Origin of the sequence: Phaeobacter italicus (genome assembly GCF_019801785.1) — a bacterium.
GTDB lineage: Bacteria > Pseudomonadota > Alphaproteobacteria > Rhodobacterales > Rhodobacteraceae > Phaeobacter > Phaeobacter italicus.
Genome location: NZ_JAHVIJ010000008.1, coordinates 29,089 through 54,275, shown reverse-complemented (window position 1 = coordinate 54,275; position 25,187 = coordinate 29,089). Strand labels below are relative to the sequence as shown.

Below are 25,187 nucleotides of genomic sequence, written 5' to 3'. Positions count from 1 at the left end.
ACAAATTCTTGCGGGGGCTTTTCTGTCTGCTCCGTATCTGGCGGATCAGAATTCGACGCCTTTCTGGGCTTTGATGCCCTGGCGGAACGGGTGTTTGATCTGGCCCATCTCGGTCACCAGATCGGCGATTTCGATCAGCTCTTCCTTCGCGTTGCGGCCGGTCAGGACAACGTGGGTCATCGGCGGCTTTTCGGTTTCGAGGAAGTCCACCACATCAGCAATGTCGATATAGTCATAGCGCAGGGCGATGTTGATCTCGTCCAGCAAGACCATCGTGTTGCGCTCGTCGCGGATCATCTCCTTGGCCTTTTCCCAGCCCTTCTGGGCGGCGGCGATGTCGCGGGCCTTGTCCTGGGTCTCCCAGGTAAAGCCTTCGCCCATTGCATAGAACTGGCACAGATCCGAGAAATTCTCTTCGATCAGGGTTCGCTCGCCGGTCTGCCAGGCCCCCTTGATGAACTGCACCACGGCCGAGGGCATGCCATGGGCGATGCAGCGCATGATCATGCCAAAACCAGAGCTGGATTTGCCCTTGCCGGGACCGGTGTGCACGATGATCAGACCCTTCTCGCCGTCCTTGTTCTGCATCATGCGATCACGGGCGGCTTTCTTCTTGGCCATCTTGGCGGCGTGACGTGCCGCTTCTTCCTCGGAAATGTCGGTATCAGACTTGTCGCTCACGGGGCTCTCCTAACTGTTGGCCCCATGTCTTGACAAAGACGGGGGCGATGGCGCAAGGGGGTTTTGTTGGTTCCTGCCATATGGCAGGCGAAGAGGGAATGTGACAGCTATTTGGGCGCATGACAAGCGTCCGTTCGGTCAAGCACAGCCGCCCCCGCGACCGTGACCGGAGAGGTCTCCGACGCCACTGAGAACGCTTGTGTCACAAGCGCTCGGGAAGGCGGGATGACCGTCAGGGCCTGCCCTGGCATCCGCAAGCCGGGAGACCTGCCAGCAGACGAAACGCAACGGGCGGACGGGGTGTTCCGCGACCGGCTGGGACTGGCGCGCAAGACGTGCCCCCGCTGGCACGAGCCCCCTGATGCGACAACCAAAAAGGGCGCATATGGCCGAGGTAACACTGACGATCTGCACCACCTGCCGTCGTGGCGAAGTCACCGACCCGGAGGCCCCGCGCCCCGGTGCGCGCATGTTTGCCGCCCTGCAGGAGGCCGAGCTGCCAGAGGGCATCAATGTGCGCGGCGTCGAATGCCTGTCGGCCTGCACCCGTGGCTGTTCCATGGTGCTGAGCGGCGGCGACGCCCGCTGGAGCTATATTTACGGCGATCTTGATCCCGACACCCATGTCGAAGAGATCATCGCAGGCGCCAGCGCCTATGCCACCACTACCGACGGGCTGGTGCCCTGGCGCGAACGCCCGGTGGTGTTTCGCAAGCAATCGATTGCGCGCATCCCCCCTGCCCCGGTACCGGCCTCGGCCTCGGCCTCGACGGATGCAGACGCTGCCCCCACTCCTCCCTCCTTGTCCAAGGATTGATCCATGAGCACTCTGAACAAGATCCCCGTCACCGTCATCACCGGCTTTCTTGGTGCGGGCAAAACCACCCTGATCCGCCATCTGATGCAAAACCCGCAGGGCAAGCGTCTGGCCGTGGTGGTCAATGAATTCGGCACCGCCGGTGTGGACGGCGAGATCCTGAAATCCTGCGCAGATGAAAACTGCCCGGCGGAAAACATCATGGAACTGGCCAATGGCTGCATCTGCTGCACCGTGGCCGACGACTTCATTCCGACCATCGAACAGCTGATGGACCTGCCGGAAAAGCCCGACCACATCGTGATCGAAACCTCTGGCCTGGCCCTGCCCAAGCCGCTCTTGAAGGCGTTTGACTGGCCTGCAATCCGTTCGCGCATCACTGTTGATGGCGTGGTTGCGCTGGCAGATGCCGAAGCGGTTGCCAGAGGTCAGTTCGCAACCGACCTGGATGCGGTGCAGGCCCAGCGGGAGGCCGACGAAGGCATCGACCACGAAACCCCGCTGTCGGAGCTGTTCAAGGACCAGATCTCCTGTGCGGACATCATCCTGCTGTCCAAGGCCGATCTCGCCGGTGAGGAAGGTCTGGACAAGGCCCGCGCCGTGATCGAGGCCGAAGCCCCCCGCAAGCTGCCGATCCTGTCGATGTCCGAAGGCGTGATCGACCCGCGCGTCATTCTGGGGCTTGAGGCCGCCGCAGAGGATGATCTGGATGCGCGTCCTTCCCATCACGAGGACCACCATCACCACCATGACGACGATCACGACCACGATCATCACCACCACCATGACCACAGCCATGACGATTTTGATACAATCGTGGTCGACCTCGGCGAAGTTTCCGATCCGCAAGCATTGCAAGATGCCATCGTGAAACTGGCCCGCGAGCGCAACATCCTGCGCGTCAAAGGCTATGTGGCGGTGGAAGGAAAACCGATGCGGATGCTGGTTCAGGCCGTCGGCGAACGGTTGCGCGCGCAGTATGATCAGCCCTGGGGCGACATGCCCCGGCGCACCCAGCTGGTGGTGATTGCCGAGCACGACAATATCGACGAAGCGGCCATCCGCGCGGCCTTGGGGGCGTAAGCCGAAATGATGACAGAGAAGCGTAAATTGGGATGCTTTGCCCGGCCGGCAGGCCGGGCAGCGCCCGTCCCGCCCCCGTCAAACCGAAGGTTTGCCTTCGGCAAAACGGGGCGGGCGCTTCTCGCCCTCCCCGCCGGGACGGGCACCGCCCTTCGTGGCGATCCCAACAGGAACTAAGCCCATGCACGTCGTCTTCCGCGAAAGCCACGGCCTTGACGAGACCGATACACCACAGGATCTGGGGCAAACGCCTGCGGACCTTGTGGTGCTGTCCTTTTCCGACAGCGACCTCGGCGCCTTTGCGGCTGGCTGGCATCGCGGAAAGGATCGGCTGCCGTCGTTGCGGCTTGCCAATCTGGTTGCGCTGAAACACCCGCTGTCGGTGGATGTTTACGCCGAACAGACACTGGAAGGTGCCAAGGGCATTCTGGTGCGGTTGATTGGTGGCGAAAGCTATTGGTCCTATGGGCTTGCCACATTGCAGGATATGGCCCGCCGCAAGGGGCTGGCGCTGGCGGTGCTGCCAGCAGATGGGCGCGAAGATCCGCGTCTGGATGAGCTGTCGACCCTGCCGGTTTCCACGCTGCGCCGCCTGCAGGCGCTTTGTGATGCGGGCGGCGCGGTTGCCGCACAGGCCGCCTTGGCGCAGCTGTCGCTTGCAGCGGGGCTTTATGCGGGGCCTGTCATCGGCACAAAATCCATGCCGCAGCATGGTTGGTATGACCCGGAAAAGGGCGTGATCCCTGCTCTGCCCGCAGCAGAGCTGAACCAGCCGGACAAACCCCTGCTGCTTGTCAGTTTCTACCGGTCCTATCTGACCTCGGCGGATACGGCCCCGATCGACGCGCTGATTGGCGAGCTGCGTCAGCGGGGCTATGCCGCCTATGGCGTGTTTGCCGCCAGCCTCAAGGCACCCGAGGCCGCAGACTGGCTGCGCAGCACCCTGCCCGAGATCGCTCCGGCCGCGATCATCAACGCCACCGCCTTTTCCGCACAGGGCATGGACGGGCGCGCCTCGCCCCTGTCCACCACCGGCTGCCCCGTGTTTCAGGTCGCGCTTTCCACCGCGCGCAGAAAAGACTGGGCCGAGGCGGACCGGGGCCTGTCGCCTGCCGATCTGGCGATGCATGTGGTTCTGCCCGAAGTGGACGGACGGATATTTGCGGGGTTGGTGAGCTTCAAGGCGCCCGGCAAGAAAGACCCGGACCTGCAATACTCCCGCTTTGGCCACCGTGCCGATGCCGGCCGGATCAGCGCCGCCATCGACCGGGTTGAAGGCTGGCTGCGTCTGGCCAGACTGCGCAACAGCGACAAGCGGCTGGCGCTGGTGCTGTCGACCTATCCGGGGCGCGACCATAACCTGGCCCATGCGGTCGGACTGGATGCGCTGGCCTCCTGCGATGTGATCCTGCAGGAGCTCGCAGATCAGGGCTATCGTGTGGACGCGCTCGAGAACACGGGCCTGCGTCTGATGGAGGAAACCCTGCAGCTGCCGCTCGCGACCTACAAGAGCGCGCTTGCCGCCCTGCCGCAGGATTTGCAGGCCACGCTGAGCGAGGCTTGGGGCACTCCGGAGGAAGACAAGGACTGCCGCGATGGCGCTTTCCAATTCAAGGCCCTGCGCACAGGCAACGCGCTGGTCGCGCTGCAGCCTGAACGGGGCGAGGTGAAAACCCGCGTCGATGATTACCACGATCTCGACCGCACCCCGCGCCATGCCTATGTGGCGTTTTATCTGTGGCTGCAAAGCCAGGCCGACGCCCTTGTGCATATCGGGGCCCACGGCACGCTGGAATGGCTGCCCGGCAAGGCCGTTGCCCTGTCAGAGCAATGCTGGCCCGAGGTGCTGACCGGCCCGCTGCCGGTTGCCTATCCGTTCATCGTGAACGACCCCGGCGAGGCCGCCCAGGCCAAGCGCCGCATCGGGGCCATCACCCTTGGCCACCTGCCGCCACCGCTGGCGCAGACCAACCTGCCCGAGGGGATGACCCGGCTCGAAAGCCTGCTGGATGAATATTCCACCGCCGACGGTCTGGATCCCGCCCGCCGCGACCGGCTGATTGATGATATCCGCGCCGAGGCGCAGGGCACCGGGGTCGAGGCCGACCTGGGGCTCACGCCGGACAGCTGTGCTGCCGAGGCGATCACGCGGATCGACGCCTTTGTCTGCGACATCAAGGAAAGCCAATATGGCGAGGGGTTGCACATCTTCGGCACCGGTCAGTGCGGGGCAGAGGAACGCGCCGGGCTGATTGCTGCGCTCAATGGCCAGATGGTCTCTCCCGGCCCGTCCGGCTCTCCCTTTCGGGGCCGCGCTGACGTGATGCCCACGGGGCGCAACCTCTTTACCACGGACCCCCGCGCGGTGCCGTCGCGCGCGGCGCATACCCAAGGTGTCAAACTGGCCGAAGAGCTGCTGCGCCGCCATCTTCAGGATCACGGAGACTGGCCCAAGGGGCTGGTGATCGACCTCTGGGGCTCGGCCACCATGCGCACCGCAGGCGAAGAATTCGCCATGGCGCTGCACCTCGCAGGGCTTGCGCCAAAGTGGGACGAAAACTCCGAACGGGTCTCCGGCTTCGAGGTGCTGCCGCTCTCCATGCTGAACCGCCCGCGCATTGATGTCACCCTGCGGGTGTCCGGTCTCTTCCGCGATGTCTTTCCCGGTCTTGCCCAGATGTTCGAGGCCGCCGCCGCGGCACTGGCGGCGCGCGAGGAAAGCACAGGCGACAATCCCTACCTGACCCAGACCCCGCGCGTCTTTGGCCCCAAGCCCGGCCAATACGGCCTGTCGATGAATCCGCATCTGGATGAGTATTCCGATGAAGCCCGTCGCGCAGCAGGCGAGGCATGGATCAATGCCTCGTCTCACGCGATTGATGCCAAGGGTGAAATCCACGACGCCCGCGATGCGCTGGAGGCGCGCCTGCAGGGCGCCGACAGTTTTGTGCACCTGCAGGATCTGCCGGAAACCGATCTGCTGGTGGCCTCCGACTATGCCGCCCATGAGGCGGGTTTTGCCGCAGCCATGGCTCGTCTGGGGCAGTCCGCGCCTGCGCTTTATCATATGGACGCCACCCGGCCCGACCGGCCGCAGGCGCGTTCCCTGGGCGAGGAGATCGCCCGCGTGACCCGCGCCCGCGCCGCCAATCCGGACTGGGCCACCTCGATGATGAACCACGGGTTTCGTGGTGCGGCGGAAATCGCCGCCACGCTCGATCACATGGCGGCCTTTGCCCATCTGGCACAGGTGGTGCAGCCGCATCTCTTTGATCTCTATTTCGAGGCCACGTTGGGCCGTGACGATCTGGTGGAGTTCATGGAGCGTGAAAACCCCGAAGCGCTCGCCGCGATGCGCGACCGCTTCCGCGCGCTGTTTGAGGCGGGCCTGTGGAGCACAAGGCGCAATTCGATCATGGCCGAGCTGGAGGGCGCCGCGTGAGCACCGCCGCCACACCCAAGGTCTATGGCTGGTGCCCCGGCGCGCTGCGCCCGATGATGTCGGGCGACGGGCTGGTGGTGCGGGTGCGCGCACCTCTGGGGCGGCTCAGCCCTGAACAGGCGCGCGGTCTGGCGGATCTGTCTCAGGCGCATGGTTCCGGTCTGGTGGATATTTCGGCGCGCGCAAACCTGCAGCTGCGCGGCATTCGCGAAGACGCCCACGCAGCACTGATCGACGGGCTGCGCGCTTTGGGGCTGGTGGATGAGGACGCAGGCGCAGAGGCGCGCCGCAACATCACGCTCACCCCGTTCTGGCGCGCGGGCGACGACAGCCATCAGATCGCACAGGATCTGGCGCAGGCCCTGCGTGGGGCCGAAGATCTGGACCTACCGGGCAAGTTCGGATTTGCCATCGACTGTGGCGAAACGCCCGTCCTGCAGGATACCGCTGCCGATATTCGGATTGAACGCGGCCCGGACGGGCTGATCCTGCGGGCTGATGGTGCCGACAGCGGCCTGCCCGTCACGGTAAGGGATGCCGCTGGCGAGGCGCTTGCCCTTGCCCGCTGGTTCCTTGATCAGGGCGGCGCGCCAGAGGGCCGTGGCAGAATGCACCAGCTCCTTGCGCGCCGCGCACGACCGACAGCGCATGTGGCCCCCGCCCCAATTGCCCCCCAAGGGGAGACACAGCATCCCGACCAGACCGCCTCTGGCCTGTTGGTGGCGCTGGAATTCGGCCAGATGCCTGCAACAACACTGGCTGCGCTGGCCGATCACGGCGCGCTGCGGCTGACCCCCTGGCGGATGCTGCTGGTTGAAGGCGCGCGCGACCTTCCGCCCCTGCCCGGCCTGATCCTTGATGCAACAGATCCCCGCCTGCGTGTGAGCGCCTGCACCGGAGCCCCCGGGTGCCCGCAGGCGCGCGCGGTGACGCGCGATCTGGCCCGCGACCTGGCCCCATCGGTGCCAATGGGCCAGCATCTGCATCTGTCAGGCTGCGCCAAGGGCTGCGCCCACCCCCGCCCCGCCGATCTGGTCCTGACGGCCACCGACGAGGACACATTCGATCTGATCCGCAATGGCACTGCCGCCGATCACCCGCTAAACACCTCCCTGAGCGCCGACGCGTTGCGCGCCGCTCCCGACCTACTGACAGAGGGCAGCTGACATGCTCCACACCTACGAAACCAATGGCGCTGCGATCTACGCCGAAAGCTTTGCCACCATCCGCCGCGAGGCCGATCTGGCGCGCTTTAACAAGGACGAGGAAAGCGTCGTCGTCCGCATGATCCATGCTGCCGGCATGGTGGGGCTGGAAGAGCACGTGCGCTTCTCCGAGGGCATGGCCGAGACCGCCCGCGCAGCACTCGCCAACGGCGCACCGATCCTGTGTGATGCCTACATGGTCAGCGAGGGCATCACCCGCCCGCGCCTGCCTGCGGATAACGAAGTGATCTGTACCCTGCGCGACCCCAAGGTGCCGGAGCTGGCCAAGGAAATGTCCAACACCCGCTCTGCCGCAGCACTTGAACTGTGGCGTCCGAAACTGGAGGGCTCTGTAGTGGCCATCGGCAACGCCCCCACCGCGCTGTTCCACCTGCTGAACATGCTGAAGGATCCGTCCTGCCCGCGCCCTGCCGCCATCATCGGCTGCCCTGTGGGTTTTGTCGGCGCGATGGAATCCAAGGACGCGCTGATGGAAGACCTGCCGGTGCCGTCGATGATCGTGAAAGGCCGCCTTGGCGGCTCTGCCATCACCGTTGCGGCGGTGAACGCGCTGGCGAGCTGGAAAGAGTAAGAGATGACCATGTCCAAGGGCAAAGTGATCTGCGCGGGGCTCGGCCCCGGTGATCCCGATCTGATGAGCGTCCGCTCGCACCGGATGATTTCCGGCGCGCGTCACATCGCCTATTTCCGCAAGGCCGGCCGCAAGGGTCAGGCCCGCGCCATTGTCGAGGGCATGCTGGCCGAGGGCGTCACCGAACACGCGATGGAATATCCGGTCACCACCGAAATCCACTTCTCCGACCCCGAATACAACCGGGTGCTTGCGGCGTTCTACGACCAATGGGCCGACACGCTGGCCGAGATCGCGCAGACAGAAGACGTGGTGGTGCTGTGTGAGGGCGACCCGTTCCTTTATGGGTCTTACATGCACCTTTATACCCGTCTGCAGGGCCGCGCCGAACAAGAGATCATTCCCGGCATCACCGGCATGTCCGGCTGCTGGACCGCCTCTGGCCAGCCGATTACCTGGGGGGACGATGTGCTGACGGTGGCGATGGCGACCCTCAGCGAGGATGAACTGGCCAAGCGCGCGGCGGAAACCGACGCGCTGGTGGTCATGAAGATCGGCCGCAACCTGCCCAAGCTGCGCCGCGCGCTGGAACGCGCGGGCCGCGCCGATGACGCCTGGCTGGTCGAGCGCGGCACCATGCCCGGCCAGACCGTGCAGAAACTGTCGGAGATCGAAGGCGAGGTGCCTTACTTCTCCATCGTATTGGTTCACGGACAGGGGCGCCGACCATGAGCAACACAGGAAACGGCTGGGTCGTGATCGCGGGCCTTGGCCCCGGCAACGAGGCGCTGGTTACACAGGAAGTGCGCGACGCCATCGCCGACGCCACCGATATTGTTGGCTATATTCCCTATGTCAAACGCATCGCGCCACGTGAGGGCCTGACCCTGCACGCCACTGACAACCGGGTTGAGGTCGACCGCGCCACCCATGCGCTGGAAATGGCGGCTGAAGGCAAGCGGGTTGTGGTGGTGTCCTCTGGTGACCCAGGGGTGTTCGCCATGGCCTCTGCCGTGTTCGAAGCGCTGGAAAACAATGCGGAAAGCCACCCGGACTGGCTGGATCTCGACATCAAGGTGCTGCCCGGCATCACCGCCATGCTGGCTGCTGCTGCCGCCATCGGCGCGCCCTTGGGGCATGACTTTGCCGCCATCAACCTCAGCGACAACCTGAAGCCCTGGAGCCTCATTGAAAAGCGCCTGCAGCTGGTGGGTGAGGCCGGTCTGGCGATGGCATTCTACAACCCGCGCTCCAAGTCGCGGCCGCATCAGTTTGCCCGCGCATTGGACATCCTGCGCGAGGCCTGCGGCGCGGACACGCTGATTACCTTTGCCCGCGACGTGACCAAGCCGGGGCAGGAACTGCTGACGGTGCCGCTAAAGGACGCAACGCCCGAGATGGCGGACATGCGCACCGTGGTGATTGTCGGCAACCGTGACACGCGGCGGGTGGGCAACTACGTCTATACGCCCCGCTACGCAGCCGAGGATTAATCTGCGGGATGCGACAGCCAGGCCATCACCTCTGCCACGCTGCCCTTGATGGGGCGCTGCCCTGCTGGGGCGGGCACCATGGGTCTGCCGATCATGATGACCGGCAGGTTCAGGCTGCGCGCGGCAGAGAGCTTGGCCGCGGCCCCCGCGCCGCCGGCGTTCTTGGCCACAACATGGGTGACGGCGTGGCGCTGCATCAGCGCGCTGTCGCCCGCGACATCAAACGGGCCACGGGCGATTTCGACCGTCGTGTGCGGCAGCGGCAGGGGCGCCTCCGGTTCATCCACCAGCCGCAGCAGGTAATGGTGCTGGGGCTTGGCGGTGAACTGGGTGAGGTTCTGCTTGCCGATGGCCAGAAACACCCGCGCGGGCGTATCTGGCAGCGCGTCAACGGCAGCGTCGATACTGTCCACATGCAGCCAGTGGTCGCCTTCGCCCGCCTGCCAGGGCGGACGTTCAAAGGCACAAAGCGCCACGCCCGCCGCCGCGCAGGCCTGCACTGCGTTGGTGCTCATCTGTGCTGCAAAGGGATGGGTGGCGTCGACCACATGGGTGATGTTTTCGGCCTTCAGATAGGCCGAAAGCCCCTCGGCACCGCCGAAACCGCCGATGCGCGTCGGCAGCGGCTGGCTGACGGGCTTGGCCGTGCGGCCCGCGTAGGAAAACACCGCATCCAGACCCGCCTCGGCCAAGGTCTTGGCCAGCGTCGAGGCTTCGGTTGTGCCGCCCAGCAAGAGGATGCGTGTCATGTCTGATAGCCTTTCCAAACACTGGCTTACGATCGTTGGTCTGGCGGAAGATGGACTGGAAGGCTTGGGCGATGCAAGCCGGAAGGCGCTCGCTGAGGCAGAGGTGATTTTCGGCGGTCCGCGGCATCTGGAGCTGGTGGATGCCGGCAGCAAGGGCCAACCCTGGCCAGTGCCGTTTACCATTGCCCCTGTGCTGGCTGCGCGCGGTCGCCGCGTTGTTGTTCTGGCCTCGGGCGACCCGTTCTGGCATGGCGCGGGCGGATCATTGGCGCGGCATCTGGAGGCGGGCGAGTGGCTGTCCCATCCGGTGCCGTCGACCTTTGCGCTGGCGGCCAACCACCTGGCCTGGAAGCTGGAAGAGGTGCTGTGCCTCGGCCTGCACGCGACCCCTTACGCGCGGTTGCGCCCTTTGCTTGGAAACGGGACGCGGGTGATCTGCACCATGCGGGATGGGGCTGCGCCCGCGGAGCTGGCGGAATGGCTGACTACTGCGGGCTTTGGTGCCTCCAAGCTAACCGTGATGGAATGTTTGGGCGGGCCGCGGCAGCGGGTGCGTTCTGCCACTGCCGAAGCGTTTGATCTGCAAGACATTCAGGCCCCTGTTGCCGTGGCCGTTGAGGCCGCGGGCCATAAGGGCCTGCCGCAGGCGTCCGGGCTGGCGGATGATCTCTTTGCCAGCGACGGGCAGATCACCAAACGCCCCATTCGGGCGCTGACCTTGTCGGCAATGGCACCGCGCATGGGCGAGCTGCTGTGGGATATCGGCGGCGGCTCTGGCTCGGTCTCGGTCGAGTGGTGTCTGGCGGCACGCGGCGCGCGGGCCATCACCTTTGAGCCGCGCGAAAGCCGGCTGGAGAACATCCGCGCCAATGCGGCGGCCTTTGGTCTGGATCACCGGATGCAGGCCGTGCTGGGCAAGGCGCCGGATGTGCTGCAGGGCCAGCCCCTGCCTGACTGTGTGTTCATCGGCGGCGGCGGCTCGCAGGCGTTGCTGGATCACCTGTGGGACATCCTGCCCGCAGGCACGCGGCTGGTGGCCAATGGCGTCACGCTGGAAACCGAAACACTGCTGATGCAGGCCCATGCGGCGCGCGGCGGGCATCTGCTGAAGGCCGAGATTGCCGAAGCAGGCCCGCTGGGGTCGATGCGCGACTGGCGACGGGCGCGGCCTGTCATTCAGTGGAGCGTCACGCGATGAAAGTGGCGGGCATCGGATTTCGCGAGGCGGCCACAGCAGCCGATATCGCAGCGGCGCTGGCGTTGTGTGATCAGGGCGTGGATGCCGTCGCCTCCATCGCGGCCAAGGCCGATGCCCCTGCCATGCAGGAATTCGCACGCCTCAGCGGTTTGCGGGTGATTGCCTTGCAGGAAACAGATATTGCCGGGGAGCAGACATTGACGTGCTCACCCAGGATCAAGGCGCGGTTCGGCACCGGGTCGCTGGCGGAAGCCGCGGCGTTGGCGGGTGCGCGCCATGGGGCAACGGGTGCACGTGCGCGCCTTCTTGCCACCAGAGTTGTCACCGCGGATGGGCTTGCCACCGCGGCCATAGCAGAAAGACTTGAGCCATGACCGTTCACTTCATTGGCGCCGGACCGGGCGCTGCCGACCTTCTGACCCTGCGCGGGCGCGACATCATCGCGTCCTGCCCGGTGTGCCTCTATGCGGGCTCTCTGGTGCCGGAGGAGATCCTGAGCCACTGCCCGGCAGACGCCAAAATCGTGAACACCGCTGCGATGGATCTGGATGCCATCGTGGCAGAGATCAAGACAGCACATGAGGCAGGTCAGGACGTGGCGCGGCTGCATTCCGGCGACCTGTCGGTGTGGTCCGCCATGGGCGAGCAGCTGCGCCGCCTGAAGGCCGAGGGCATCCCCGTCAGCGTCACCCCCGGTGTGCCGTCCTTTGCGGCGGCAGCTGCGGCGCTGGGGACCGAGCTGACCCTACCGGGTCTGGGCCAGTCGGTGGTGCTGACCCGCACGCCGGGGCGCGCATCCTCGATGCCGGAAGGTGAATCGCTGGAGAACTTCGCACGCACGGGCGCCACGCTGGCGATCCACCTGTCGATTGGCAATCTGGACCATGTGGTCGAGAGCCTGACGCCGCATTACGGCGCGGACTGCCCGGTGGCGGTGGTTTACCGCGCCAGCTGGCCGGATCAGCAGATCCACCGCGCGACCCTGGAAACACTTAAGGAGACGCTGGACGAGAAAATCTCCCGCACCGCGCTGATCCTGGTGGGGCCGGTGTTGAAGGGCGAAGGCTTTGACGAAAGCTGTCTCTATTCCACCGACTACGACCGCCGCTACCGCCCGCAGACTGCGGACAGCCCCTGGTCGAGCTGGAGCCACGGCGATGACTGAGGCCATGACCGACCTGAACCCTCCTGGTCTGATGATCTCGGCGCCCTCTTCGGGCACCGGCAAGACCACCGTGATGCTGGGCCTGTTGCGGGCGCTGGCAGAGGACGGGCTGACCGTGCAGCCCTACAAAAGCGGGCCGGATTACATCGATCCGGCGTTTCACTTGGCGGCCGCGAAACGCCCCAGCTTCAACCTTGATACCTGGGCGATGGATGGCGGTCTGCTGGATGCGGTCACGGCCCAGTCTGCAGGCGCAGAAATCTGCGTCGGCGAAGGTTCCATGGGGCTTTATGACGGTGTTGCTACGCGCGGGCAGTCGGGCTTTGGCTCTTCTGCCGAGACGGCCAAGCGGATGGGCTGGCCCGTTGTGCTGGTTGTCGATGTGGGCGGTCAGGCGCAGTCGGCTGCGGCCACCGCGCTGGGGTTCAAGAATTACGATCCTGACCTGCCCTTTGCGGGTGTCATCCTGAACCGGGTTGCCAGCCCGCGCCATGAGCGGCTGACGCGCCTTGGCATGGAAAAGGCCGGCATCAAGGTGCTGGGCTCCCTGCCCCGGCGTGGCGATCTGGCCCTGCCGGAGCGGCATCTGGGCCTTATTCAGGCGGTAGAACATCCCGACCTTGAGGCGGCCATTGCAGGTTATGCAGAATTCCTGCGCGCGCATGTGGATCTGGAGGCGATCAAGGCCGCGGCGCTGGCGGGCCAGGCGCCCGCCCCTGCCAGCCTGCCCAAACCGCCCGCGCAGCGGATTGCGCTGGCGCGCGATGCGGCGTTTTCCTTTACCTACCCGCATCTGCTGAGCGGCTGGCGCGCGGCGGGGGCCGAAATCCTGCCGTTCTCGCCGCTTGCTGACGAGGCGCCCGCGGCGGACGCCGATCTGGTCTGGCTGCCCGGCGGCTACCCTGAGCTGCATGGCGGGACACTTGCGGCGGCAGAGACCTTCCGCGCCGGTGTGCGCAAACACGCCGAGACCAAGCCCGTGCATGGCGAATGCGGCGGCTACATGGCCCTCGGCGAGGCGCTGATCGACAAGGAGGGCAACCGCCACCAGATGCTGGGCCTTCTGGGGCTGGTCACGTCCTACGAAAAGCGCAAGTTCCACCTTGGCTACCGCCGCGCCATTCTGCAGGCGGGGATGCCGGGCTTCGAGGCCGGCACCGCCCTGCGCGGCCATGAGTTCCATTATTCCACCATCCTGGAAGAACCCGACGCACCCCTGGCCAATGTCATGGACGCGGACGGCAACCCGGTGCCCGAGACCGGCTCTATCAAGGGCCATGTCACTGGCACGTTCTTCCACCTCATCACCGGAGAGCGCGCATGAGCGGTTTTGTCTCCTTTGTGTCCTCTGGTCCCGGCGATCCGGAACTGCTGACCGTGAAGGCCGTGAAACGCCTGGAGGCGGCGGATGCGGTGCTGTTTGATGATCTGTCTGCCGGCCCGATCCTGAGCCACGCGCGCGCGGACGCGGATCTGGTGGGCGTCGGCAAACGCGCGGGACGGCCCTCTCCCAAACAGGACCACGTGAGCCAGCTTTTGGTGGATTATGCCCAAAGCGGCCTGCATGTGGTGCGGCTGAAATCCGGCGACTCTGGTGTCTTTGGCCGGTTGGAAGAAGAAATCACCGCCCTGCGCAAGGCGGGCATCCCGTTTGAGATCGTCCCCGGTGTGACGGCGGCCTCTGCTGCGGCGGCGGCGGCGAATATCCCGCTGACCCGTCGTCTGACGGCGCGGCGCCTGCAGTTCATCACCGGCCACGATGTCACCGGCGGTCTGCCCGATCAGCTGAACCTCGCTGCGCTGGCCGATCCGGATGCGACCACCGTGGTCTATATGGGCAAACGCACCTTTGCGTCGCTGGCGGAAAAGCTGCTGGAGGCGGGGTTGCCCCCGCAGACCCATGCGCTGGTAGCGCTTGGGGTGTCGACGCCCGAACAGTCGCTGCATTGCCATACCGTGGGCGAGCTGCCCACCGTCCTGCGCAAGATGGAGACCACGGCCCCTGTGCTGATCCTATATGGTCCGTTGGCAGATCAGGATCTGCCGCACGGCTGATCCAGCCATCGCGCCCCACCTGCGGACCACCGGCCCGACCCAAGTTACAAGAAAGACCCGCCATGATTGACCTCACCCTGATCGGTATCGGCACCGGCAACCCGCAGCATCTGACGCTGCAGGCGGTGCAGGCCTTGTCGGCGCAGGATCTGATCCTGATCCCCAACAAGGGCGCGGGCAAGGACGATCTGGCGGGGCTGCGCCATGACATCTGCGCGCGCGCATTGGACGGCTGTGCCACCCCGCCCCGGATTGTCGAGTTCGACCTTCCGGTTCGCGATGAAGCAACGCAGGATTATCGCCAGCGGGTCGATGACTGGCATGACGCAATTGCCGCGATCTGGTGGCAGGCGATCTGTGCCAACCTGCCAGAGGACGGGCGCGTGGGTTTTCTCGTCTGGGGGGATCCATCGCTTTATGACAGCACCATGCGCATCGCAGAGCGCCTGAAGGCGCGCGCTGATATCCGGCTGAACGTCATCCCCGGCATCACCTCTATCCAGGCGCTGACAGCCGCACATGCGATTCCGATCAACGAGATCAACGGCCCCTTCACCATCACCACCGGCAGGCAGCTGCGCGATGGTGGCTGGCCTGCCAGTGCCGATACCGTCGTGGTCATGCTGGATGGGGCCTGTTCGTTCCAGTCCCTTGCCCCCGAGGGCACCACGATCTGGTGGACGGCCTATGCGGGCATGGAGAACGAGATCTCGATCACTGGCCCCCTTGGCGAGGTCGGCGCGCAGATCATCGAGACCCGTGCCAAGGCGCGGGCAGAGCATGGCTGGCTGATGGACATCTACCTGATGCGCCGCAGCTGAGCCCCAAACGGACAGTGCCCCTGTTTACGAAAGGTTGACCAAGGCTCGTGTATTAAAGCAAAGTTCAAGCGTTCACGCTTGTTGTGACATGGCTGCCCAACGACCCGTACAAGTGACGCTCGGACACCGGCGCAAGAAAATGGGGCCTATAGTGAGTAAGCAAGACGATACCGATCCGTTTCCGGTTCCACAGCCCGGTTCTGTTTTTGAAGATGGGTTTTCAAGCGAGTCAGAGCTTCTGTCGAGTACGGTCGGCCCTGAGTTTCTGAGGGCCTTTGTCGTCACTCTCAAAGATGCGGTCGACGTCGATATGGTCGCCATCAGCGAATTGCGCATCATGGAAGAGGAACGCATTCACGTTCTGGCAGGCCAGATGGATGAAACCGATCTGGCAGATTTCGAATATGACGCCTGCGTCACCCCCTGTTTCGAAGTCATCAAAGGGGCAAATCCTGTTGTCGTTCACGGAAACGCGCAAAGCGCCTACCCCAAGGACGACTTTTTTCAGGAGCAAGGCATCCGCAGCTATGCAGGCGTCCCGCTCCTGAGCCAGCACGGCGAAATCGCAGGGCTTGTCCAACTTGCCTGGCGTCATGAGACCACTGACGCAGAAACCCAGCCAATCCTAGATGTCATCGCCGATTATTCCAAACGGCTGGCGAGCGAATTGGAGAACCTGCATGCCACGCGCATTCTGGCGGCTTTGGCGCGTGGCAGCGAAGAGCCGGGCTCAACCGGTATTTTCCGGCTCATTGCCCAACAGATGCAGCAGGCGTTCAAAGCCCGCACGGTGTTTGTTGCGGAATGCTCGCCCGTCAGTGACCAGCATTTCAACATTCTGGCCTACTGCAATGGCGGGACACTCGTCTCTGAACTGGAAGGCCAAGCCGTCCCCTATGAGGGCACGCCCTGCGAACACCTTGCCTCCGCACAGGAGTTCCGGCTTCAGACGGGCCTGGCGGATGCTTTTCCCATGCAGCCGCATTTCAGGGCAGAAGGGTTGGATTCATATCTTGGCGTGCGAATTGACGACCATTCCGGCAAGGCCATCGGGCATTTTGCGATCCAGCACGACCACCCGATTTCGACCCGGAAATTCGAAACAGATCTGTTGCGGATCTTTACCGACAGGTTCGGATCAGAGCTGCGCCGACGCAAGACCGACCAGTAAGGCATCGCCCGGACGCCACCCTCCGCTCGCCCCAGCACGCCAGCCCTACAGGCCAGACACAGGCGTCCCAGGCACAAATCAGGCGGCAGTTCATCACGTTTGAAAGTTGAGTGGCGGGGAGACAGGGATTCGAACCCTGGGAACGCTCTCACGTTCAACGGTTTTCAAAGCGCGCGAAAACTGAATAATTCCAGCTACATGACTTGAAAATTTCCCCGGACAAATCATGAACATAAATGGAACATGCGAAACACAAATTTCAGCAGGATTGTCGAAATTGGTTCAGCCTTCTTTTGCAATGTTGCTGACAGCATGAGTTTCCATCTTTCGCCCCTGGTAGGACCTTTGGAGGCATCCCATATCACTCCATGAACATGTCTGACCTGCAAAGCACGGGGCGATACTTCTCGGCCAAGCGATTGCTCACCAAATCAGCCAATGTGTTTCTGTTGCCTCAGTTCAGCGACAGAAAGTGTACGTCTCATTGTTTGTCTCTCAAACCACTTGCGAACGCACGCAAGAGTCATTGATGTGTCAGCATACTAAAAGTCAATTTTGCTGCCCACCGACCGGATTGAACAGATGACGACAGAGATTACACCGACCACCATTTTGCACGACCTGGGGCTTCCAACCAATGGGCTAACCATGGGAGGTGCTACAGACCTAAATGGTGACGGCCTGACTGATATCGTCTTTGTTTCCGGTTCCTTCCCCCCAGGAGATCCAATTTCCTCCGATCCGGTCATTCTGATGAACACCGGCAACGGAAACTTCACGCGTCTTCCTCTGTCTTTGGCAGGCGAAGGAATGATGCACCCTCGCGAACTGGCCTTTGGTGACATCAATGGCGATGGTGACACCGACATCGTGATCATCGGGCATGGCTATGACACGGAACCTTTCCCCGGTGAGACCAACATGCTGCTTCTGTCCGATGGGAACGGCGGGTTCACCGACGCGAGGGGCAATCTCGGACAACCGAATGACTTCACCCATTCTGTAGCGGTTGCGGATATTGACGGGGATGGCGACCTAGATGTTCACATGGGCAATACCTTCGGGCAGCCCCCGCATCCCTCTTATGTCTTGCTGAATGATGGCAGCGGAAATTTGACTCGGCTAGACATCGATGCCGCGTATTTCGATACCGAAGTCGCGCAGTATATTTCATCCCATCTGGTCGATCTTGATGCCGACGGACAGATGGATCTGGTTGTAGGTGGCAATGCTGGAACGCCGACACGCATTTTCAGCTTTGACCCCGAGCAAAGCAGCTACAGCTTGACTGCTGAACTGCCAAACGGGCTGTTTGGCAAGCTGACGGTTTCGAATGATGTCAAATCCGCTGATCTGAACAATGACGGGCGGTTGGATCTCGTACTTGCCCAGACAGACACCGAAGACAATCAAACTGGATTTCAAGTTCTGCTTCAGGGGGACGACGGAGAGTTCTCTGATGCCACCCAAAGTTTCACTCAGGGGATCGAGGATGGAAACCGTTGGGTGGAATTCTTTGATTTCATGGATGTGAACGATGATGGACTTATGGACATCGTGACCAACCGCGCTCCGATGAATGGCCCTATTGCGTATCTGAACACTGGCGGGCATTTCATCCCGGTCACGGCAGACTACGAAATCGGATCATCCCCTTACCTTTACAACATCCTTGATGCGGAAAACGAGACTGTTCACGGCATCAAGTTCTACGACGACACCATGGAAATCGCAGAAATTCCTCTGTCTTTTTATGGCGCGAATATTTCGGTTCGCAATGAAGCAGGCATTGTACGTGTCGGCACTGAGGCTGGCGACACTATCAACGGCGGCGCAGCTCGAGACAATCTGAATGGAGGCTTAGGCAATGACCGTGTTGCAGGTTACACGGGGAATGACGCGCTACGTGGCGGGAGAGGCCTGGACACACTGGTTGGCGGCGCACAAAACGACACCCTTGATGGGGGCCTTGGCCACGACAAACTATTCGGAAACCATGGCCTTGATGTCCTGCGCGGTGGATCAGGAAACGATACCTTGAGCGCGGGTATTGGGCGCGACAAACTGCTTGGGAACCATGGTCGCGACATTCTACGGGCCGGGTCTGGCAACGATACCCTCGACGGTGGCGTTGGTCACGACAAACTCTTCGGCGAAAGAGGTATGGACGTTTTGCGCGGCGGATCTGGAAACGACACTCTGAATGGCGGCGGAGGCCGTGACAGGCTCTTTGGCGGAGCAGGCAATGATACCTTTGTCTTTGGGGCCAACTCAGGTAACGACGTCGTCAGAGATTTTGTCGCCGGTGAAGATAGTGTTCACATCACCTCGGGGGCAACGTCGTTCGCGGACCTGACGTTCGAAAACCATGGAGAGGATGTCAAAGTCCTGTTTGGTAACAGCTCGATCCTGTTTCGGGTCTCTGAAATTGACGCGATCATGGACGCCGATAACTTCCTTTTCTAGGTCGAAATCAGATCCAAGAATCAACATCGATCGACTCTGCACTCTCCGCTATGTATCCCCAACAGGAGCTTTCGTCCGGAAAGCGGTCAAGCGGCCGCGTGGCTACAGGATTGCAGCGCGTCCCGATATGGCCAGCGCCGCCAGATAACGCCAGCAAGCCTGAAGGGGATACAAGGCCCGAGGCACTTTGCCCGCGTTTACGATAGCAGACCTTCGCCGCGCGGGTAGCTTAGGAGCAAGATGCGGACCTTGCTGCCGTTTGCTGCAGCTGCAAACGCGGCAATACTCGATGACTGCTTTGCGCAGATAGCGAAATTTGCAAAGTCGCGAGATCTGACAGCCAAGTGTCGATCCTACGCTGCATCAGCACTGGAAAGAGCTGACCTTCGCTGCCAGTGCAGCCACCGATCATCATCGAAAGGACGGGATGCGGAGGAACTGAGCTTTCGCTGCGGCTGCACAAATGGCTGTTTTGATGATGCAGGGAAATCCATTAGGGCACGAAAAACCCATTCAAGAGCGTGATGGTCAACCAGATCCCCAAACCGAAGACTGTATGATTGAGCACACCTTTTATGCGCATTTTCCAGGGTTCTGGAGCCTTCGACATTCCAATACCCCACCCGAAAAGCGGTTGAAAAATAAGCCATGGTACCAAGACGGTAGCAAGCCCAAAACCCAGGCCCTGCCAAAGTTCGGGTGTGATGATTGCCGACGAGCCAAATACCAACACGAAGGCGACCCCATAAATCACCCCGAGCAAAATATGAGCGGCCCAACCCAGCATTGCCTCTCTTTGGACGGGCGTAGACGTGCGGATGTCATTGTGGAAGAGGCCATGCTGAGGGAGCGCACCAACCCAACGTCCAACCAAGCAGTAGAACCCGTGTGTAAGGGCCCAGCCCTGACGCAATACAGCGACGATATCGGCAATAATCGTCGCTCCCAAACCGGCTGTTGCACCTAAGACTAACAACTCAACGAAACTCATATGCTTTCCTTTTCTCAACGAATCTCACATTGTTTCTGCAACTTGAAGTGAGGTTTAGGTCAAGATGTACCGACTTGATATCGCAGAGGTCGCTCAGCGCAGCGGTTTGAACCCATCGACTTTACGCTATTACGAAAAGCGCGGATTGATCGCTTCAGATGGTCGGCGTGGGCTGCGGCGGGAATATGATGACGGTGTGCTCACACGACTAGCGTTGATCGCTCTTGGCCGCCGGGCAGGCTTTACCCTCGATGAGATTGGTGACTTGTTTCGCCCCCAAGGCGGAAAATTGGAACTCAGCCGTCAAGAGTTGCACGACCAAGCAACGAAACTTCGAAGCCAAGCACAAGAATTGAAAGTAACTGCGGACCTGCTGGATCATATTGCGGCGTGTTCGGCGCCCTCGCACCTCGAATGCCCCAGGTTTCAAGCGATCCTAAGGGATGCTCTTGTCCCGGACAATGCGGAGTGATTTTTCTTTGCTTGAATGACGAAACCATAAGCACGAAAGCCGACATTAGCTGCATTTTCGCAATGCGGAAAGTGAGGGCTCGCTGCCGCCTTGCGGCGACGCAGCGCCGGGCTGTCCGCCGTGACAGCGTTCCTGGCTACCCATGATCGGCTCGAGCCAGCCCAAAGCGGATATGATCTTTGCGCTCGCAGCATCGAAGCCTCTAGGCAAGAGGGGCGGGAAGTGGACTTTCGCCGCAAATGCGAGGCAGCTAAGGAACTACGGCGGAAGCGGACTTTCGAGACCTTGAGACAAGGCGTTTTGCTGCGCCGCCTCCGATGGCGGCATAGAGCCCTGAGCAGCCGTTCACGTCATGTCCAAATGTTGCAACCGCACCAGACCACTCTCAGCCCAGACACGACACTTGTGCGTGAGGCTGCTAGGGCACCGCTGCGATCGCGCTGGCCACCCAAATGCGGACCTTAAGGGCTACTCAGTTGATCAAGGCGATGCTGCGATCAGTGTAGACGTTAGCAACGCGCAGGCAGCTGACTTTGCAAAGCCTGGCGCAGTCACTGAAGCTGACATACGGATAGACATTGAGGTTGGCAGTATGAGCCCAAAGTACCGAATGCTGGGAGTTGCAGAATCGTCCGCACCTGATGTTTCGGTAGAGCGCACTCAAATATTTACGCGCATGCCAGATTTGGTGCGATCCATAGCAACAAAAGTTCGAAACTTCCGGATGTTATCATTCGGAAAAAAAAGACGCTGTGTCAGGTCTTCATATTCAGACATGTCTCCAACGATCACGATCAAAATGAAATCTACTTCTCCGGTGACATAGTAACACTGCTGGATTTCTGGCGCTTCGTGGAAAATGCGTTTTATGTCATCAATCCGGCCTGAGGTTTCGGCCCGCAATTCAACTTCCACAACAATGGTCAGTGGCAGTCCGACGGCCTTTGGATTGATCTGGGCAGTTTGCGCAGAGATGGTCCCGTCGCTCTCCATCCGCTTGATCCGCCGTTGCACGGAAGCGGTCGAAAGATTTACAGCCTCGCCGATCTGGCGCTGCGGCAGCGTGCAATCTTGCTGAAGAAGTTTGAGAATCGCCTGATCAAAGGCGTCTAGTCTTGATGATGAATACTCTCGTGCCATGGCATAAATATGCAAAATTTCATCGCATATAGCCAGAGAATAGAGCTCTTTGCACGGTAAAGTTGAAGTATTTCTGCGGGCAAGCACAGAAAGGACTTCCGATGCTCAAGCAATATGAAACCGCAAAAACCGACTTTGGTGCCGCCCAACCAAGGTTTGGGTCTGAAGTCATTGAAACTCTCTCGCGAACCAGCTTTGATGAGGCCGAGGCCGAAATCACGGCCTGGGAGGGATACAAACCTACACCTATTTTTCACCTTACTGGACTTGCTGACATTCTGGGCCTCAAGGCTGTCTATTACAAACATGAAGGCCCGCGGTTCGGGCTCGGTAGCTTCAAGGCCTTGGGCGGAGCCTATGCAGTTCTGCGCAGCATTCAGCGCGAATTGTCGGATGCCGAAGGGCGCAAGATCACTGTCGAAGAGATCCGGAATGGGCATTTTGCGTCTCAGATATCTGAAATGACCATCATATCTGCGACTGATGGCAACCACGGGCGATCTGTCGCCTGGGGTGCTCAACGGTTTGGAGCGAAATGTCGAATCTACATCCATGCAGAAGTCAGTGCATTCCGCGCTGAAGCCATGCAGAAATTGGGGGCGGAGGTAATACGGGTCAACGGGGACTATGACGCGACGGTCGCGCAAACCCGCGGTGACGCAGAGAAATTCGGCTGGATCATTGTGTCTGATACGTCTTGGCCAGGCTACCGTTTGGCTCCTCTTGACGTGATGGCAGGGTATGGGGTGATGGCGAGAGAGATTGTGCGAGAGCTCTCGGAACCGCCGACGCATGTGTTCCTTCAAGGGGGGGTAGGCGGTCTTGCAGCATCGGTGATTGCGGCTTTTCATCAAGAATGGGGCAAGGTCGCTCCGCGCAACATTGTTGTTGAGCCTGAGCTGGCACCTTGCCTCTTTGCCAGCGCTAAGGCAGGGGCGCCGACATCTGTTAAAATTGAAGCAGAGACACTGATGGCCGGACTATCGTGCGGTGAACCATCTCAGATCGCCTGGGAAATTCTTGAAAAGTCCGTTCATGGTTTCATGACAATACCCGAAACTCTGGTCGCACCGGCTGTACGAATGCTGGCAAATGGGCAAAGTGGGGACTGCCGAATTGAAGTCGGCGAGAGTGCTGTGGCGGGCTTGATTGGTTTGATCTGTGGCGCAACAAGTCCCTCTTTGCGAGATGAGATGAAACTAGGCTCCGAGAGTCGCGCGATGATTATTGGCTCCGAAGGCATAACTGACCCAAGCCTGTTCCGGGCTATTATGGCGGATCAAGATTGATCACTTGATTTGGTGAGCGAGACACAGGGCTGCGAGCTGTCGATCCTGTAGACAGCGGTCATTGGGTTCCCAGCACCAATGGCCGCTTCGTCCGCATAGGCGACATCGAACGGGCTAAAATGCTGCGCAACTGTTCCAATGATCGCTTCGGGGAAGCTGCGGCGCGGCGACGTATGGTTGGATCAATGTCCGGATTGGACCGGACGCCTAATTCTGCAGCTGCGCACCAAAGAATTGAGCTAGGCTATGGCCTCATTCCCCGTAACCGTCGGGAGCGGGCCGCTCAACCTCGAACTCATCGTAATCCCTGACCCATTGATAGTTTGTCATAGCGCCGTCGGTACGCTCGAAATCAGAATTTAGACATTCAATCTGGTGCTCGGAGAGTGGAAACCGGGTGCCTGTTAGTATGTGTTCACCGTTCGGGGCTAACAATGGCTGATCAGTTTGACCTCTAGCCCACAAATACCAGTACGCCCACGAGGTCTCCGCACAACCGCTCTCTGACTGGCTTGCTTCTTGTTGGTATCGATACGCTACATCAAAGGGGGTAGGATAGAAATTCATATCGCCGAAGAGATAAACTGTCTGTCTTGCAGCATTTTCGAAACTTAAGACCTTCTCCCAGAACAAGAATGACAAAGAGGCGGTGGCGTCATCATACGGGTGTATCCAAGAGTTGAAGTTTACATCTTCGGCAACAGGTAAGAGCTGTACATTAGTTCGATATTCGTCGTCGCTCCAGTCAGCCCAAGTACGGTGTAGACCGTTCATGATGTGATTCGCGTCATCCTTGTCGTCTGAGATAACAACAATGTTTCTGAGCGTTGGACCACCTGTTCGCTCAAAGGTAGCACGATCAGTACTGAACCCAGGCGATGAAATTGTCGCGAGTAGATCGATGCTAGAAAATACTGATCCCGAAAAGTCGACGCCAGTTGCATCGATCCCAACAAAATCTGTACCTCGAAGATTTGCGCCAGCAAGAATAGTCCTTCCTAGGCTGCGAAGTTCTCCCTGATTTTGATCTACATTGCCAACAAGCTCGCGAGAGCTGAGATCGGCGTAAGGGAGCTGCAAAGGCACGGACAGCTCGTCGAAATTCACCCCCGCGGATATTAGAAGTTGCAGCAATTGACCCCGTTCAGGACTAAAAGTTGAAACCCCTGGATTTTGCTCCACAGTTGTTTCCAGATAACTTTGCAGCGTTTCGCTTCGTTCATTTGTCTCCACACTCAATTGCATCTGGTCAAAGGTTGCGGCGACTTGGTTGTCTATCTGATATGGTTCAACAGAGAAAACTAGCGCTTGGATCCTAGCCTGTAGGCTTTGACTTGGTGTCCATAAGCTCTGGTCTGCCCGTTCGCGGTAAATTTCGTCCAATAGGCTGGGCAGCTGCGCCGCAAAAACCGCTGAACTTCTGGCCGACTTAGCTATCGATATCTGCAAGTCGATCAACTTGTTTTGTTTGTCGAGCCTGTCAACCTGCCGGATCGCCGCCAACGCAGTGATGGTAGCAATTACAGCGCCTATTGCGGTGAAACAGAAGCCAATTGCTATCGTCGCTCCCCAAAAGTTCATGACGGTTTTCGAAATAGCTCTCACTCGTGACAGCATTTCATCTCGGGAAACTGAAAACTCGGAGGACTTTGGCAGGATCTCCCCTAAGAGTTTCTCAAAGATGTCTTGATCTGACTTGCTTTCCGAGCTGCTTCGCAAACCCGAAAATGAGCGTGTCATGCCTCTAAAGACTGCAAAAAGGAACAACGCGAAGGTTGCTCCCGCAAATCCTACCCAAACGCTTCTTTCTAACAACCACTCCGCGCGAAATAAAAAGCCAAGTGTAAGGATGATACCTACGGTGACACCAATTAGAGCTGGCGTCAAAGCTCCCAATGCGCGGGCCAACACAATGACAGACTTCATCGCTTTCAATGCTCTCCCAGGTTATTGATCAGTCTCCATAACGTCGCCTCGAAAGCAAGCGCTCGTCTTGGCAACCTAAAGCTGTCCGTTGCAAAATGCCACAGGCGCAGTGAATGTCGGCTTGTTAGATCGCATTCGCAGCATCAAATTTAGTGATCGGAGGGCAACAAAGGACCGTTTGGTCAATGATCCATTTTCGGGTTTGCAGCGAATGTCCGGAAATCGGGTGCTGCCGCAGCATCTTAGGGTGCCACCCAACGGCAGCTCTGGGCCGATCGCGCCCCGGTTGGGGTTCGGCGGCCTCGGTTTTGCAAAGGTCGCTATCTGCGCTTCGTTGACGGTTGAGCGAGGCGCAGCATCGGCATGGCAGATCGTGAAGCCTGAAATGTCCGCTTCCGGGAAATCCTGCGAGATCTTTTGCCTTTGCGGCA

22 protein-coding genes, 1 tRNA gene and 1 riboswitch are annotated in these 25,187 nt (G+C 60.7%); of the genes, 17 read left to right on the top strand and 6 right to left on the bottom strand.

The window, feature by feature from the left end; all coding sequences use genetic code 11:
- Positions 1-45: 45 nt before the first annotated feature.
- Positions 46-681 (bottom strand): cob(I)yrinic acid a,c-diamide adenosyltransferase, encoded by a 636-nt coding sequence (cobO, locus tag KUV39_RS17005; RefSeq protein ID WP_008559740.1) that lies wholly within the window; start codon positions 679-681, stop codon positions 46-48.
- Between the two features lie 50 nt (positions 682-731).
- A riboswitch (cobalamin riboswitch) is annotated at positions 732-970 on the top strand.
- 96 nt (positions 971-1,066) lie between these two features.
- Here cobO and KUV39_RS17000 point away from each other — a divergent pair.
- The 7 genes from KUV39_RS17000 (at position 1,067) to cobJ (ending at position 9,313) form a co-directional block, all read left to right on the top strand.
- Positions 1,067-1,498 carry a DUF1636 family protein gene (locus KUV39_RS17000; protein WP_222460437.1) on the top strand — a complete coding sequence of 144 codons (432 nt, stop codon included), beginning with the start codon at positions 1,067-1,069 and terminating at the stop codon, positions 1,496-1,498.
- Between the two features lie 3 nt (positions 1,499-1,501).
- Complete coding sequence (cobW, locus tag KUV39_RS16995; protein WP_046212078.1) at positions 1,502-2,581, top strand: cobalamin biosynthesis protein CobW; 1,080 nt, start codon at positions 1,502-1,504, stop codon at positions 2,579-2,581.
- A gap of 181 nt (positions 2,582-2,762) precedes the next feature.
- On the top strand, positions 2,763-6,023 hold the full coding sequence (cobN, locus tag KUV39_RS16990) for a cobaltochelatase subunit CobN (protein WP_222460436.1): 3,261 nt from the start codon (positions 2,763-2,765) through the stop codon (positions 6,021-6,023).
- Entirely contained in the window at positions 6,020-7,189 is a 1,170-nt protein-coding gene (gene cobG, locus KUV39_RS16985) for a precorrin-3B synthase (protein ID WP_222460435.1), read from the top strand. The genes cobN and cobG overlap by 4 nt, the downstream gene beginning before the upstream one ends.
- 1 nt (position 7,190) lies before the next feature.
- Positions 7,191-7,820 carry a precorrin-8X methylmutase gene (locus KUV39_RS16980; RefSeq protein WP_222460434.1) on the top strand — a complete coding sequence of 210 codons (630 nt, stop codon included), beginning with the start codon at positions 7,191-7,193 and terminating at the stop codon, positions 7,818-7,820.
- Positions 7,821-7,823: 3 nt separating this feature from the next.
- Positions 7,824-8,552 carry a precorrin-2 C(20)-methyltransferase gene (locus KUV39_RS16975; RefSeq protein ID WP_008562436.1) on the top strand — a complete coding sequence of 243 codons (729 nt, stop codon included), beginning with the start codon at positions 7,824-7,826 and terminating at the stop codon, positions 8,550-8,552.
- Positions 8,549-9,313: a precorrin-3B C(17)-methyltransferase gene (gene cobJ, locus KUV39_RS16970; protein ID WP_222460433.1), complete on the top strand. Its 765-nt coding sequence runs from the start codon at positions 8,549-8,551 to the stop codon at positions 9,311-9,313. Before KUV39_RS16975 ends, cobJ begins: the two co-directional genes overlap by 4 nt.
- On the opposite strand, the gene KUV39_RS16965 is transcribed toward cobJ, so the two are convergent.
- Positions 9,310-10,062, bottom strand: coding sequence for a cobalt-precorrin-6A reductase (locus tag KUV39_RS16965; protein WP_222460432.1), 753 nt, complete (start codon positions 10,060-10,062; stop codon positions 9,310-9,312). The genes cobJ and KUV39_RS16965 overlap by 4 nt on opposite strands.
- On the opposite strand from KUV39_RS16965, the gene cbiE reads away from it, so the two are divergent.
- The 7 genes from cbiE to KUV39_RS16930 all read left to right on the top strand — a co-directional run bounded on the left by cbiE (position 10,061) and on the right by KUV39_RS16930 (position 16,472).
- Positions 10,061-11,260 (top strand): precorrin-6y C5,15-methyltransferase (decarboxylating) subunit CbiE, encoded by a 1,200-nt coding sequence (gene cbiE / locus KUV39_RS16960; RefSeq protein WP_222460431.1) that lies wholly within the window; start codon positions 10,061-10,063, stop codon positions 11,258-11,260. The two genes, KUV39_RS16965 and cbiE, sit on opposite strands and share 2 nt — an antisense overlap.
- Complete coding sequence (locus KUV39_RS16955; protein WP_222460430.1) at positions 11,257-11,634, top strand: cobalamin biosynthesis protein; 378 nt, start codon at positions 11,257-11,259, stop codon at positions 11,632-11,634. The genes cbiE and KUV39_RS16955 overlap by 4 nt, the downstream gene beginning before the upstream one ends.
- On the top strand, positions 11,631-12,425 hold the full coding sequence (cobM, locus tag KUV39_RS16950; RefSeq protein ID WP_222460429.1) for a precorrin-4 C(11)-methyltransferase: 795 nt from the start codon (positions 11,631-11,633) through the stop codon (positions 12,423-12,425). Before KUV39_RS16955 ends, cobM begins: the two co-directional genes overlap by 4 nt.
- Positions 12,426-12,429: 4 nt before the next feature.
- On the top strand, positions 12,430-13,749 hold the full coding sequence (locus KUV39_RS16945) for a cobyrinic acid a,c-diamide synthase CobB (RefSeq protein WP_222460474.1): 1,320 nt from the start codon (positions 12,430-12,432) through the stop codon (positions 13,747-13,749).
- Complete coding sequence (gene cobA, locus KUV39_RS16940) at positions 13,746-14,480, top strand: uroporphyrinogen-III C-methyltransferase (RefSeq protein ID WP_008559015.1); 735 nt, start codon at positions 13,746-13,748, stop codon at positions 14,478-14,480. Before KUV39_RS16945 ends, cobA begins: the two co-directional genes overlap by 4 nt.
- A 62-nt stretch (positions 14,481-14,542) precedes the next feature.
- Complete coding sequence (cobF, locus tag KUV39_RS16935) at positions 14,543-15,301, top strand: precorrin-6A synthase (deacetylating) (protein ID WP_222460428.1); 759 nt, start codon at positions 14,543-14,545, stop codon at positions 15,299-15,301.
- A gap of 151 nt (positions 15,302-15,452) precedes the next feature.
- Complete coding sequence (locus KUV39_RS16930; RefSeq protein WP_008560053.1) at positions 15,453-16,472, top strand: GAF domain-containing protein; 1,020 nt, start codon at positions 15,453-15,455, stop codon at positions 16,470-16,472.
- A gap of 111 nt (positions 16,473-16,583) precedes the next feature.
- On the opposite strand, the gene KUV39_RS16925 is transcribed toward KUV39_RS16930, so the two are convergent.
- Positions 16,584-16,689: transfer RNA gene (locus tag KUV39_RS16925), tRNA-OTHER, on the bottom strand.
- A 338-nt stretch (positions 16,690-17,027) separates the two neighbouring features.
- Here KUV39_RS16925 and KUV39_RS16920 point away from each other — a divergent pair.
- Complete coding sequence (locus KUV39_RS16920) at positions 17,028-18,938, top strand: FG-GAP-like repeat-containing protein (RefSeq protein ID WP_222460427.1); 1,911 nt, start codon at positions 17,028-17,030, stop codon at positions 18,936-18,938.
- A 493-nt stretch (positions 18,939-19,431) separates the two neighbouring features.
- Here KUV39_RS16920 and KUV39_RS16915 read toward each other — a convergent pair whose 3' ends face one another.
- Positions 19,432-19,929, bottom strand: a complete 498-nt coding sequence (locus tag KUV39_RS16915; RefSeq protein ID WP_222460426.1) for a DUF2938 family protein — start codon at positions 19,927-19,929, stop codon at positions 19,432-19,434.
- A gap of 64 nt (positions 19,930-19,993) precedes the next feature.
- Between KUV39_RS16915 and KUV39_RS16910 the strand changes: the two genes are divergently transcribed.
- Positions 19,994-20,401 carry a helix-turn-helix domain-containing protein gene (locus KUV39_RS16910; protein ID WP_222460425.1) on the top strand — a complete coding sequence of 136 codons (408 nt, stop codon included), beginning with the start codon at positions 19,994-19,996 and terminating at the stop codon, positions 20,399-20,401.
- Between the two features lie 660 nt (positions 20,402-21,061).
- Here the strand turns inward: KUV39_RS16910 and KUV39_RS16905 are convergent.
- Positions 21,062-21,556 (bottom strand): Lrp/AsnC family transcriptional regulator, encoded by a 495-nt coding sequence (locus KUV39_RS16905; RefSeq protein WP_222460424.1) that lies wholly within the window; start codon positions 21,554-21,556, stop codon positions 21,062-21,064.
- An 86-nt stretch (positions 21,557-21,642) separates the two neighbouring features.
- Here KUV39_RS16905 and KUV39_RS16900 point away from each other — a divergent pair, with 86 nt between their 5' ends.
- Positions 21,643-22,830 carry a diaminopropionate ammonia-lyase gene (locus KUV39_RS16900; protein ID WP_222460423.1) on the top strand — a complete coding sequence of 396 codons (1,188 nt, stop codon included), beginning with the start codon at positions 21,643-21,645 and terminating at the stop codon, positions 22,828-22,830.
- 252 nt (positions 22,831-23,082) lie between these two features.
- Here KUV39_RS16900 and KUV39_RS16895 read toward each other — a convergent pair whose 3' ends face one another.
- Positions 23,083-24,756 carry a pentapeptide repeat-containing protein gene (locus KUV39_RS16895; RefSeq protein WP_244998438.1) on the bottom strand — a complete coding sequence of 558 codons (1,674 nt, stop codon included), beginning with the start codon at positions 24,754-24,756 and terminating at the stop codon, positions 23,083-23,085.
- Between the last annotated feature and the right edge of the window lie 431 nt (positions 24,757-25,187).